Origin of the sequence: Herbaspirillum huttiense, from assembly GCF_004367745.1 — a bacterium.
Lineage (GTDB): Bacteria > Pseudomonadota > Gammaproteobacteria > Burkholderiales > Burkholderiaceae_D > Herbaspirillum > Herbaspirillum huttiense.
Genome location: NZ_CP037993.1, coordinates 5,681,573 through 5,691,775, shown reverse-complemented (window position 1 = coordinate 5,691,775; position 10,203 = coordinate 5,681,573). Strand labels below are relative to the sequence as shown.

8 protein-coding genes are annotated in these 10,203 nt (G+C 59.2%); 3 read left to right on the top strand and 5 right to left on the bottom strand.

Features of this window, described 5'->3' with window-relative positions:
• Nucleotides 1-397: 397 nt before the first annotated feature.
• From E2K99_RS25375 to E2K99_RS25365, 3 genes are all read right to left on the bottom strand, one after another.
• Nucleotides 398-1,165 (bottom strand): class II glutamine amidotransferase, encoded by a 768-nt coding sequence (locus E2K99_RS25375; RefSeq protein WP_039782910.1) that lies wholly within the window; start codon nt 1,163-1,165, stop codon nt 398-400.
• A 220-nt stretch (nt 1,166-1,385) separates the two neighbouring features.
• Nucleotides 1,386-1,703, bottom strand: coding sequence for a hypothetical protein (locus E2K99_RS25370; protein ID WP_034330301.1), 318 nt, complete (start codon nt 1,701-1,703; stop codon nt 1,386-1,388).
• A 639-nt stretch (nt 1,704-2,342) separates the two neighbouring features.
• Nucleotides 2,343-2,576 (bottom strand): hypothetical protein, encoded by a 234-nt coding sequence (locus tag E2K99_RS25365; RefSeq protein WP_034330420.1) that lies wholly within the window; start codon nt 2,574-2,576, stop codon nt 2,343-2,345.
• Nucleotides 2,577-2,744: 168 nt separating this feature from the next.
• Between E2K99_RS25365 and E2K99_RS25360 the strand changes: the two genes are divergently transcribed.
• Together E2K99_RS25360 and E2K99_RS25355 are read left to right on the top strand one after the other, a co-directional pair.
• Nucleotides 2,745-3,704, top strand: coding sequence for a LysR family transcriptional regulator (locus tag E2K99_RS25360; RefSeq protein WP_034330421.1), 960 nt, complete (start codon nt 2,745-2,747; stop codon nt 3,702-3,704).
• A gap of 129 nt (nt 3,705-3,833) precedes the next feature.
• The gene (locus E2K99_RS25355; protein ID WP_199724988.1) at nt 3,834-5,870 is read left to right on the top strand and encodes an AsmA family protein; all 2,037 of its coding nucleotides are present in this window, start codon (nt 3,834-3,836) and stop codon (nt 5,868-5,870) included.
• A gap of 829 nt (nt 5,871-6,699) precedes the next feature.
• On the opposite strand, the gene E2K99_RS25350 is transcribed toward E2K99_RS25355, so the two are convergent.
• Together E2K99_RS25350 and E2K99_RS25345 are read right to left on the bottom strand one after the other, a co-directional pair.
• Nucleotides 6,700-7,002: a 2Fe-2S iron-sulfur cluster-binding protein gene (locus tag E2K99_RS25350; RefSeq protein WP_134223981.1), complete on the bottom strand. Its 303-nt coding sequence runs from the start codon at nt 7,000-7,002 to the stop codon at nt 6,700-6,702.
• 449 nt (nt 7,003-7,451) lie between these two features.
• On the bottom strand, nt 7,452-8,336 hold the full coding sequence (locus tag E2K99_RS25345) for a LysR family transcriptional regulator (protein ID WP_134223980.1): 885 nt from the start codon (nt 8,334-8,336) through the stop codon (nt 7,452-7,454).
• A 293-nt stretch (nt 8,337-8,629) separates the two neighbouring features.
• Between E2K99_RS25345 and E2K99_RS25340 the strand changes: the two genes are divergently transcribed.
• Nucleotides 8,630-10,141, top strand: coding sequence for a CoA-acylating methylmalonate-semialdehyde dehydrogenase (locus E2K99_RS25340; protein WP_121037399.1), 1,512 nt, complete (start codon nt 8,630-8,632; stop codon nt 10,139-10,141).
• Nucleotides 10,142-10,203 lie beyond the last annotated feature (62 nt).

Below are 10,203 nucleotides of genomic sequence, written 5' to 3'. Positions count from 1 at the left end.
GAAGCTTTCTTGTCGGATGATTGCGGCGCCCGACTGCCGCATCCAAAGGACGGGCCTGTGGACGAAGTCGTCCGGGCGCGAAACGAGGGACGCATTTTACTCCGGTAAACTTAAGTTATCCACAGGCGAACCGTCAAAAAACCCTGAAAAACTTCATCTATCCACAGGCTGCGCAGCAGCCATCTTCGTGACGTTCACGCAAAGGCGCTTGAGGGGCGGGTGATAGGGGGACAGAGTAGCCCGCTTGTGGACAAGACTAGCTCATCCTTGGGGACGATGTTTTTTGTAACAGCCTGTGCAAAACCGGAAATCGGGACGGATCCTGTCCCCGATTTCCCCTGTGGGCAACATGAACTGAAGGAAAAAACCGGCTGTGGATAAAACAAAAAGGCCGGCCTCAGTCGACCACGGCACCATCGACAAAGACCTTCATTTCACCAGTCTGATATTGGGTCCAGACTTCATTGTCGGTCAGCGGCTGGGTGACGATCACGGCCACCCGGTCATTGGTGGTGGTGACCTCGGAAAAGTCGACCGAAAGATCCTCGTCCGACAGCTTGGCCTTGGCAAAGGGATGCTGGCGGACGATGTAATAGAGATTCGTGGAGCAGTGGGTATACAGCGCCGAGCCGTCCGAGAGCAGCATGTTGAAGGTGCCATGGCTGGCGATGCCGTCGACGATCTCGCGCAGCGCCACGCGCAGGTCGGCCAGCAAGGGCAGGGTGTCGCCGAAGCGCTTGCGCATCTCCTGCAGGATGAAGCAGAAGGCCAGTTCACTATCGGTGGTACCGACCGGCCGGAAAGGCCCGTCCAGCGTGGGGGTGAAGTTTTTCAGGTCACCATTGTGGGCAAACACCCAATAGCGGCCCCAGAGCTCGCGCACGAAGGGATGGCAGTTGGCCAGCGTGACGCGGCCTTGCGTGGCCTTGCGGATATGGGCGATGACGTGCTGCGACTTGATCGGATAGCGCTTGATCAGCTCGGCCACCGGCGACTCCACGGCGGCCTGGTGATCCACGAAGGTGCGCACCCCGGAGCCCTCGAAGAAGGCGATCCCCCAGCCATCGCGATGATGATCGGTCAGCCCGCCACGGGTGGCAAAGCCGGTGAAGCTGAAGACGATATCGGTGGGGGTGTTGCAGTTCATCCCTAGAAGCTGGCACATGATGTCTTGCGGTAAGGCTGTGAAGATAGTCAGGTAGACAAGTTATCACGATTGCTGACGGCCATGACGCGGGCTGTGGACAAAAAAAAGCCCCGCGAGCTTGCGCTGGCGGGGCTAATCCTTCCTAAAGAGGGAGGAGGAGACACAGTACGACCTACAAAACTTCTACTACACGACCAGAAGCCGGTGGGCCTCGAACTACGGTCAGGCGGGGACTGGATCAGTCACGCGCGGCCATGTTGCGCAGTTCGGCGGCAAAACTCGGTTGGGACAGGCTGTATTCATTGGCCATGCGGTTCAGCATCATCTTGCCGCTGAACTTGTGCGCCAGGATGCGTTGCTCCAGCGACTTGCGCGGCTTGACCAGCAGCACGGCGGCTTGCGCCAGCCCCAGGATCAGCGGCTTGAACACCATCACCAGGGTCACCAGTGCACCCAGACCCAGCGCCGGACGGACATAAGCCGCGATCAAACCAAAGAAGGACTGCGCGAAGGGCAGGGCTGCTTCTGCGGGAAAGGCCAGGTTCAGGAAGGACATGATATTTCTACCTCTGATAATCAGGCCGCGACACGATTGCGCGGCATTCAAGTTCACTGTTGTTGCGTCGCAGTATGATGGTTGGGACCCTGTATGACTACTTTAGAGTTCTCATATCAGTTATAGCGTTTGTGAATAAAGCGCTTTCAGCATGCAAAACTCTTCATATCGCCCTGGAACCCGCGTCAAGCGCGAGACAAGCCGGTCAGGGGCCGCCGATGCAGTCGCTCCGACACACCTTTCTTGACGGAACCGATGCGGATTTACAACGCCGTTTGACGCCAAGCCCGAGGGCGCTGAATATCTGACATGGGGAAATCGGGCTAAACGCTCACATCCGGCCATCCGGAAATGAAGCCTGCAAAGGCAGGAAGCCCGCCGGACGGGGCTCGTAGCCGACCCACGAAAAAAAAACCCACAGGCTGAGCCTGCGGGGTTAATCCTTCCTAAAGAGGGAGGAGGAGACAACGGATCGGTGTCCTGACGCGTTGATCGAATCAGCGTCAACATAAGCGCCGTACGCGCCGGGAACTACCGAAATCCTTCACTACCGGCATCGGCCTCGGGGCTGATGCCAAGGTCACGCAGAAGTCATGCGCGACCGGTAAAACTTGAATCTGGTAAAGCAGAAACCTTCGATTAACCGCGCGAAGCGATGAAGCGCAGTTCAGCAGCCAGGTTCGGCTGGGTGGCTTCGAACTTGTCGGCCATGCGGTTCAGCTGGCGGGCACCGGTAGCGCGATCCTGTTCGGCGGCGACCAGAGCAACGGCTTGCAGCTCGTGGGCCTTGACGAAGTGGATGAAGATGTTGCGCATGACAGCGGCGAACTTGCTCTTGAAGGTGCTGTTGGTGCTTTGTGCGATGGTTGCCATGATTCGATCCTTGACGTTGTGTGTTATGTTGCATTGCAGTGTAGTGAACTCACATTTGTTTGCCCACTTTCCGTTTCGGATATCAGTTATATAATCTGTGAATAATCTTTCTGCCGGCGATCACCGGCGTCCCTACTGCCTCTCCTTACCGCCGCAAAGGCCCGCCCTATGAGCTTTCTCACCCTGGACCTGAACCTGTTGCGCGTATTCGACGCCGTCATGACCGAGCAGAACCTCACGCGCGCCGCCAATTTGCTGGCCATGACGCAGCCGGCTGTCTCCAATGCGCTACGCCGCCTGCGCGACACCCTCAACGATGACCTGGTGATCCGCACCGCCCACGGCGTCAAGCCCACGCCGCGCGCCGAAGAACTGTGGCCGACCGTGCGCCGGGCGCTGTCCGAGCTGGAAGCGGTGATTGCGCCGGAAAGCTTCGACATCTCGCGTGCCCAGAACACCTTCCGCATGGCCATGGTGGATGCCACGGCCGCGCTGTGGCTGCCTTCGCTGGTGCGCACCATCATGCGCGACGCCCCGCGCATCAAGATCCGCATGATGCCGCTGACCACCCGCGACCCGCGCGCCATGCTGCTGCGCGGGGACATCGACCTGGCCGTCGGCTTTTTCCCCGGCGTGACCGCGCAGCTGGCCGATGGCCAGGGCATGGCCAAGAGCCAGATCAGCCATGCGCGGCTCTACACCGGGCAGTACGTCTGCGTGATGCACAAGAACCATCCGCTGGCCGGCCAGCCGCTGACACTGGATAGCTACTGCAGCGCTGATCACCTGCTGGTGAGCCTGTCCGGCAAACCCCATGCGGTCATTGATGATGTGCTGGCGGGCATGAACCGCGAGCGCAAGATCCTGCTGACGGTGAACCAGTTCTTCACGGCCGGGCGCATCGTGGCCAGCTCCGAGCTCATCACCGTGCTGCCGCGCCATCTGGTGGCAGCCACCGGCATGGCCGAGGCGCTGGTGGTGAAGGAATTGCCCTTCCAGACGCCGGAAGAGCATGTCGACATGCTCTGGCATGAACGGGACGCCCGCAATCCCGCCCACAAGTGGCTGCGTGCGCACTTGTCTGCAACAACCCATGATGAATTCGGTCGTATCAACATGAAGCGCTGATGCAGCGCGTGCGATACCCGGCTTTTCCGAACTGACTCATCCACAGGCGTCCAGGAGACAGACGCCCGGAAAGCCCCCGTCCGCGCGCATCGGTGCCTGTTGATAACCCCAACCAGGGAAGCCGACCCGATGCCGCGCCTGACCAGAATCCTCCTTTGGCTGCTTGCCAGCCTCGTCCTCGTGATCGCCGCCGCGGTCATTTTCATTCTTACCTTCGACTGGAACCGGGCCAAGCCCTGGATCAATACCCGCGTCTCGGCCGCCACCGGGCGCGAGTTCGCCATCGACGGCAATCTCTCCCTGCACTGGCAACGACCTGAGCCGACCACGCCGCCGGCCGGCTTCTGGGCGCGCTGGGTGCCGTGGCCGCGCTTGCAGGCGGAGAATCTGCGCCTGGGCAATCCGGCAGCGTTCGCGTCCTCAGGCCAGATGGCGACAGTGCGACAAGTCACTTTCACGCTCAATCCCTTGCCGCTGCTTGTGCACAAGATTTCGCTGCCGTCGCTGGAAGTGCAGGATCCTTCAGTTTCTCTGCTGCGCAACCGCGAGGCTGTGAACAACTGGACTTTCAAGACCGATAGCAGCACTCCATCGGCCTGGCAGCTGCAACTGGGCCGCATCAGCCTGCGCCAGGGCAAGCTGGCCCTCAACGACGCTGTGCAAAAGATCAACATCAAGGCCGACATCGACACCCTCGATCCCGACAAGGAAAAGGTCTATGGCTTGGGCTGGAAGCTGACCGGCAGTTTCAACGGCGCGCCGGTTGCAGGTGAAGGCAAGGCCGGCGGCGTGCTGTCATTGCAGGACCAGCAGCAACCGTATCCGCTGCAAGCCCAGGTGAAGGTCGGCAAGACCGCCATCGGCGTGCGCGGCACCCTGACCAAGCCGGCCGAACTGGCCGCGCTGGACCTGCGGCTGTCGATTGCCGGGGCCAGCATGGGCAATCTCTATCCCCTGACCGGCGTGCTGCTGCCGGAAACGCCGCCCTTCGCCACCGAGGGCCGCCTGATCGGCAAGATCTCCCCGGATCGCAGCGAGTGGCATTACCAGGACTTCAGCGGCAAGGTCGGCGACAGCGATCTCAACGGCAGCCTGGACTACCTGACCGGGGGCGCGCGCCCGCAACTGACCGGGGCGCTGACCTCCAACGTGCTGCGCTTTGATGATCTGGCGCCGTTGATCGGTGCCGACTCCAATGCGGAGAAAGCCCAGCGCGGTGCCGAGGAGCGCCAGCCCGGCGACAAGGTGTTGCCGGTCAAGACCTTCAGTACCGATGCCTGGGGCGCACTGGATGCGGACGTGCGCTTCACCGGCAAAAGCATCACGCGCCAGCAGGGACTGCCCATCAGCGACCTGCAGGCGCATCTGATCCTCAAGGACAAGGTGCTGACGCTCGATCCCCTCAATTTCGGCGTGGCCGGCGGTAACCTGACCTCCACCATCCGGCTGGATGGGCAGGCGGCACGCATGAAGTCCGAGATGAAGCTTTCTGCACGCAAGCTGAAGATCCAGAAACTCTATCCCCAGCTCGATGCCTCGCGCACCAGCTTCGGCGAGATCAACGGCGATGCGAAGCTGAGCGCGACGGGCAATTCGGTCGCCGCCATGCTGGGCTCGGCCAATGGCGAAGTGAAGACTTTGGTCAACCAAGGGGCGATCAGCAAATTCCTGCTGGAAGCCGCGGGCCTGAATGTAGGCAACGTGGTCATCAGCAAGCTGTTTGGCGACAAGGAGGTCAAGCTCAATTGCCTGGCCGGCGACTTGCCGGTGCGCGATGGCGTGATGAACGTGAAGACCCTCCTGCTGGACACTGAAGACGCCCTGATCGTGGTCGATGGCAGCATCGACATGAAGCACGAACAGCTGGACCTGAACGTGCATCCGCGCAGCAAGGGCTTGCGCATCATCTCGCTGCGCTCGCCGCTGTACGTGAAGGGCAGCTTCAAGAATCCGGATGTCGGCGTGAACAAGGGTGTGCTGGCACTGCGTGCTGGCGGTGCGGTGGCGCTCGGCCTGCTGGCACCGGTAACGGCCATCCTGCCCCTCATCAATATCGATGGTGATCAGAAGGCCGAATGTGGCCAGCTGCTGGAGGAAGTGAAGAAGGCGCCGCAGGCCCCGCCACCGGGAAAATCCCTGCCGTTGAAGTCAACGCCTAAAAAATAGGCAGCCACAAAACACCATGAAAAAAGCCGGCGGGCCAGGGGATAACTTTCCTGGCCCGCTGGCTTTTTGTGTGATTTCGGATGAGTCGCGATGCACCTTGGCTGCTGTTTGCTTTTTTCACCTGTGGGCAAATTTCCCGAAATCCCCCTCCGTCCCCCCCGTTTCCCCCATGCCAAGGTCTTAAATCGGGGTCAAATTGCCTGAAATCGGTGACATCCCGAAATTCCCTGCCTTCACGACGCGAATCCATCAATTTCCGCGCAGCCTGTGGATAAAGTTCTGAATAACTTTTTCATCGTTTGGGGAAAAGTCAAAAAGTTATCCAAAGGCGGATTTTTATCCAAGATCGGTTATGACTTCATACAGACCTTGCCCAAGGCGTTGTCCTTTTCGTAAACAACTGATTTTTCACACGTAAACAAGGTTATCCACAACGCATGGCTGACGTTAACCATCACTACTAATTTTATAAACAGCTTAGATTTAAAGCCTAAGCGCGCGAGCTTTCGCACGCGACGCGGCTTGGTTTGCAGGCCATCAGGACCGCTACCGGCTGTGGGCAAAACAAAGGTGTTCGTGGATGAAGGCGCTTGTCGACCAGGAAAAGCTTGCAGTGCAGGTGTTTTTACAGCTGATCGTCGGCAAGGGCATTGAATGACGTCCTGTGCGACGCAGTCAGAGAGAACGCAGGGTGCAGAGCGCTGTGGAAAAGAAATCCTGCCAGCGGCCTCCGCGCCGCCTTGGACGGCTTTTTTTATCCACAGGGAGAGGTGATCGGGGTTTGTCGGCTAAAAATCGACCGGTTCCGGGGACCGCTGTGGATAAAACATCAAGCCTTCAGGTCGACGGCAGCTGGAACGTCGAGCACCAGGTCACTTCGGGCCTCGGCCACGCAAGGCAGGATCCAGCCTTCGGCCTTTTCTTCTCGCGTCAGGCCGGGCCATTCGATCTGATAAGCGATCTCGCCTGTGAACAATTTGCACTTGCAAGTCCGGCAAGTGCCATTCCGGCAGGAATTCGGCAGCCGGATGCCGGCGCGCAAGCCTGATTGCAACACCGAGAGTCCGGCGACTTGTTCAAATTGCAAACCCGAAGGCTGAATTGCGATCAGGAAAGGTTTTTGGGAGTCCATACCGTCATTTTGCGGGGTTTGGAGGCTGCCTGTGGATAAGTCTCTGCATATCCGCTGGGCGTTTTGGGTATATCTCGCCGATTTATCCACGGCCGAATTTTTGTCCAGAATCTGTGCCTCGATAATGCAGAAGCTTACCAAGCGTTTATCAGAAAGCTAAAGTCTTGATTTTTTTCGCGTAAACCGAGTTATCCACAGTTTTTGGCGACGTTAACAACTACTACTACTTATATATATCCACATCTGAATTAAAGAACCGAAAGCGCGTGCGCAGTGGACATCTTTCCAAAAAATTGGCTTTCAACCCCAAAAACCGCACCAAAAGGCCTTGGCAAGCTCCTGATACGGATGAAAAGTCCTTTAGGTTCGGCAGGAAGAAGGAGATTTCCGAAAGATATTGCTTTAATGCAACCCATTGAGATGTCAATGCGGCAACTTTCTAGTCGCGCTCAGTTCTGCCAGACTTGTTGCAACAGTTGGAAAACCGCCTTGATCGCTGCTTCATGTTGTCGTTTTTCCAATGCAATGAAGCTGAGTTCAGTCGACAGTTCGACCGCATCTGCAATGACCAAGCCATGCGCATGAGCCTGGTTGAGCGCGATCGATTCGCGCGCCAAGGACAATCCCACCCCCGATTTCACCAGATCCAGCATCGATGATTCCTGGTCAACCAAGGCTACAGTCTGTGGTTTTATCTGATGTTGAGCGAAGATCTTGCTTAATAGACGATGATGTGCAGATTCTGGCGGCGTCCAGATCCACGGCAGCCGCGCCAGTTCCTTCCATCCCTTGCCCGAGACACGGTTCTTCCAGCCCGCGGGCGCGATGACGTTGTAGCTGAACGAGGTCAGCGTCATCGCATGAAAACCTTTGCCGGGGTCGCCCAGGAAGAATCCCACATCCAGATGGCCAGCCCGGATTTCATTGAGGACCGATCCCGACATGTGATGCGCCAGCTGAGTCGACAATTGCGGATGGCGCTCGACCAGCAACTTCAGGAAAGCGCCGAGCCGGATGAACTCCGGATCCAGGATCGTGCCGATGGCCAATGTCCCGGACACGATATTTTCACTCGATCGCAAGTCGGTCGCGTGCCGCCGTAAAGCCTGGACATCGGACAGGACGCGCTCGGCCAGCGGCAACAAAGTGTTGCCCTCGGCGGTGAGGACCATGCCGGATGCACTCCGATTGAACAATCCAATGCCAAGACTTTCCTGCAAGGCCTTGATCTGCAAGCTCACTGCGGGTTGGGTGAGATGCAGTTTTTCAGCGGCCCGGGTCAGGTTGCCCTCATGGGCGACTGCGATAAATGCGCGTAACTGGGTCAGATCCATCGTCTTCTCCCGCAATTGATCCTTCTTATTCACGAACCCGGATGTGGATAAACCCGTGGATATCCCTGTGATCAGGCTGTGAGGATCTTGTGGGTAGCGTGTGTACAAGAAAGTCCAGATTATAAGCAATCTTTATATTGCTCTTGATAATTCCTCATTGGATGTCCGGCGGGTGGGCGACTATTCTTGCTCATCCATGCCATGGGTCCGTCGGGGTGACGGACTGGCCAGATTGCAGGAGGGAGCAGGAGACAGCGCCTTCCACCTTCATTGAAAACACCAAAGGAAACCTTATGAGCCTCCCGCACATCGATCACTTCATCAATGGCCAGATTTCCCGCTCCGAGAGCGGCCGCAGCCAGGATGTCTTCAATCCGGCCACCGGTGCTGCCACCGCCAAGGTCTCGCTGGCCTCGGTGCAGGAAGTCAATGCGGCCGTGGCAGCCGCCAGTGCGGCGGCACCGGCCTGGGCCGAGACGGCTCCCTTGAAGCGGGCGCGGGTGCTGTTCAAGTTCAAGGAGCTGATCGAGCAGAACCACGATGCGCTGGCCAAGGCCATCACCCTGGAGCACGGCAAGGTGTTTTCGGATGCGAAAGGGGAGGTCACGCGTGGCCTGGAGATCGTCGAATTCGCCACCGGCATCCCGCAATTGCTCAAGACCCAGTTCACCGACAACATCGGCGGTGGCATCGACAACTGGAACCTGCGCCAGCCGCTGGGCGTGACGGCCGGTATCACGCCGTTCAACTTCCCTGTGATGGTGCCGCTGTGGATGGCACCGATCGCCATTGCGACCGGCAACAGCTTCGTGTTGAAGCCCTCCGAGCGCGATCCTTCACCTTCGCTGATGCTGGCTGAACTGTTCAAGCGCGCCGGCCTGCCGGATGGCGTCTTCAACGTGGTCCAGGGCGACAAGGTGGCCGTGGACGCGCTGCTGGAACATCCGGAGGTGCAGGCCGTGTCCTTCGTCGGCTCCACCCCGATTGCCGAATACATCTACCGCAAGGCCACCGAGCGTGCGGGCACCTTCCCGCTGCGCGCCCAGGCACTGGGCGGTGCCAAGAACCACCTGGTGGTCATGCCCGACGCCAACCTGGAGCAGGCCGTCGATGCCCTGATCGGTGCGGCGTATGGGTCGGCCGGCGAGCGCTGTATGGCGATCTCGGTGGCGGTGGCCGTGGGCAGCGTGGCCGACAAGCTGGTGGATGCACTGATCCCACGCGTGAAGGCACTCAAGGTCAAGAACGGCATGGAAGACGACGCCGAGATGGGCCCGCTGGTCACCGCCGCCCATAAGGCCAAGGTGGAGGGCTACATCCAGAGCGGCGTGGATGCCGGTGCCAAGCTGCTGGTCGACGGCCGCGGCCTGAAGGTGCCGGGCCATGAGGAAGGATTCTTCATCGGCGGCACGCTCTTCGACAATGTCACGACCGAGATGAAGATCTACCAGGAAGAAATCTTCGGTCCGGTGCTGTGCGTGGTGCGCGTGCCGGACTTCGCTTCGGCCGTGCAGCTGATCAACGCGCATGAGTACGGCAATGGCGTCTCGCTCTTTACGGCCGACGGCAATACCGCGCACGAATTCTCGCGCCGCATCCAGGTCGGCATGGTGGGCATCAACGTGCCCATTCCGGTGCCGATGGCCTGGCATTCCTTCGGTGGCTGGAAGCGCTCGCTCTTCGGCGATACCCATGCCTATGGCGAAGAGGGCATCCGCTTCTATACGCGCTACAAGTCCATCATGCAGCGCTGGTCCGCCACCATCGGCAAGGGGGCTGAGTTCACCATGCCGGTGGCGAAGTAAGCGGGGCGCCGCCGCCTCTTGCCGGGGCAGGGGCGGCAGCAGACGACAAGACCACAAGATCA